This window comes from Dietzia sp. DQ11-38-2 (assembly GCF_014145055.1).
Taxonomy (GTDB): Bacteria; Actinomycetota; Actinomycetes; order Mycobacteriales; family Mycobacteriaceae; genus Dietzia.
Genome location: NZ_JAALDW010000036.1, coordinates 1 through 1,768, shown reverse-complemented (window position 1 = coordinate 1,768; position 1,768 = coordinate 1). Strand labels below are relative to the sequence as shown.

The following is a 1,768-nucleotide window of genomic DNA, read 5'->3' as shown; positions in this document are numbered from 1 at the left end:
CGGCCGGCGGTGCGTCGCGCCGCGAGGCCCCGCTAGTGTCTGACCCGGACCCGGCGCTGACCTCCGACGGTCTGCCGCAGGCGTTCGTCCTCACGGCCATCGTCATCGCGTTCGCCATCACGATCTACCTGCTCGTGCTGGCGGTGATCGGCGGTGACGACGACGACACCGACATCGGCGACCTCGACCCCCTGGACCTCCTCCCCGAGACCCCGGGCGGCGCCCACCCGGAGGACCCGGAGCCCGATGAGCCGTCGACCCACGACGCGGAAGGGGTCCACCGATGACGCTGGAGTCCGCCCTCACGCTGTTCGTCGCCGTCCCGCTGCTGACGGCGGGAGTGCTCGTCGCGGTCGCATCGAGGACACGGCTGATCCTCACCGTGCTGTTCGCGGTGCTCGGGACGCAGTTGGCCGCGGCCGTGGCCACCGTGCCGTGGGTGTCGGACGGCTCGGTCGTGGTGCACCAGGTCGCCCTGTGGGCGCCCGGGGTGTCCATCCCGTTCGTGCTCGACATGTTCTCCGCGCTCATGCTCACGGTCACGAGCCTGTTGACGCTCACGTGTGCCGCCTTCGCGGTCGCGGCCGGGGAGGCGTACAAGAGGTTCTACCCACCGCTGGTCCTCCTGGTCACCGCCGGCGTGAACGGCGCCCTGCTCACCGGGGATCTGTTCAACTTCTTCGTCTTTGTCGAGGTCATGCTCCTGCCCTCCTACGGGCTCATGATGATCACCCGGTCCGGGCGTGCGAGCGTGGTCGGCGTCGCGGCCTCGCGCCTCTACATCTCGGTCAACCTCCTCGCCTCGACCATCTTGTTGATCGGGGTCGCGCTGATCTACGGGGTGACGGGGACCGTCAACATCGCCCAGCTCCACGGGGCCGCCTCGGAGGACACGGCCGTGGCCGTGGCCACCGCCCTGGTGCTCTTCGCTCTCGCGATCAAGGCCGCGGTGGTCCCCGTGCACGGGTGGCTGGCGCGCGCGTACCCCAAGATGTCCCCCGCGGTGACCGCGATGTTCTCGGGCCTGCACACCAAGATCGCGATCTACGCGATCTACCGCATCTACGCGGTGATCTTCGACGGCGACTCGCGCTATCTGTGGGTGGGGGTCGTCGTGTTCTCCGCGACCATGCTCATCGGCGTGCTCGGCGCGGTGGGCGAGGCCGCGCCCCGCTCGATCCTCGCGTTCCACATGGTCAGCCAGATCGGCTACATCCTCCTGGGAGTCGCGCTGTTCGGCCCCATCGGCCTGACCGCCGGCATCTTCTATCTGCTGCACCACATGATCGTCAAGGCCGCGTTGTTCCTGGCGATCGGCGCGATCGAGGTGCGCTACGGTCCCCGGCGGCTGGGGCAGCTCTCGGGACTGGCCAAGACCGAACCCCTCGTCGCGGTCGCCTTCTTCGCCTCCGCGATGTCCCTGGCCGGGATCCCGCCCTTCTCCGGTTTCGTCGCCAAGCTCAGCCTCATCATCGCGGCCCTGGACGCCGGCCAGATCGCCGCCGCGGCCGTCGCGGTGGTGGTGAGCATCCTGACCCTGCTGTCGATGCTCAAGATCTGGACCGGGATCTTCTTGGGCGAACCCACGCCCACCGACTCCCGCACACTCCCGGAGGGTCTGGACCCGGCGCACTCGGAGGCGACGGGCATCCCCGACGGCAGGGACGTCGACGGGCGGCACCGCGACGGGGTCGAGATCACCGGCGCCGCAGCGGGCGCCACGCCGACCCACACGATGGCTCCCGCCTCGACCACCGCCACCGCCACC

2 protein-coding genes are annotated in these 1,768 nt (G+C 69.9%); both read left to right on the top strand.

Translation table 11 applies throughout. The features are described from left to right. A partial coding sequence (locus G6026_RS01605) for an NADH-quinone oxidoreductase subunit K (RefSeq protein ID WP_182612053.1) occupies nucleotides 1–287 on the top strand: 287 nt, incomplete at its 5' end. Then, on the top strand, nucleotides 284–1,768 hold a 1,485-nt coding region (locus G6026_RS01600; protein WP_182612052.1), incomplete at its 3' end, for a monovalent cation/H+ antiporter subunit D family protein. The genes G6026_RS01605 and G6026_RS01600, both read left to right, overlap by 4 nt.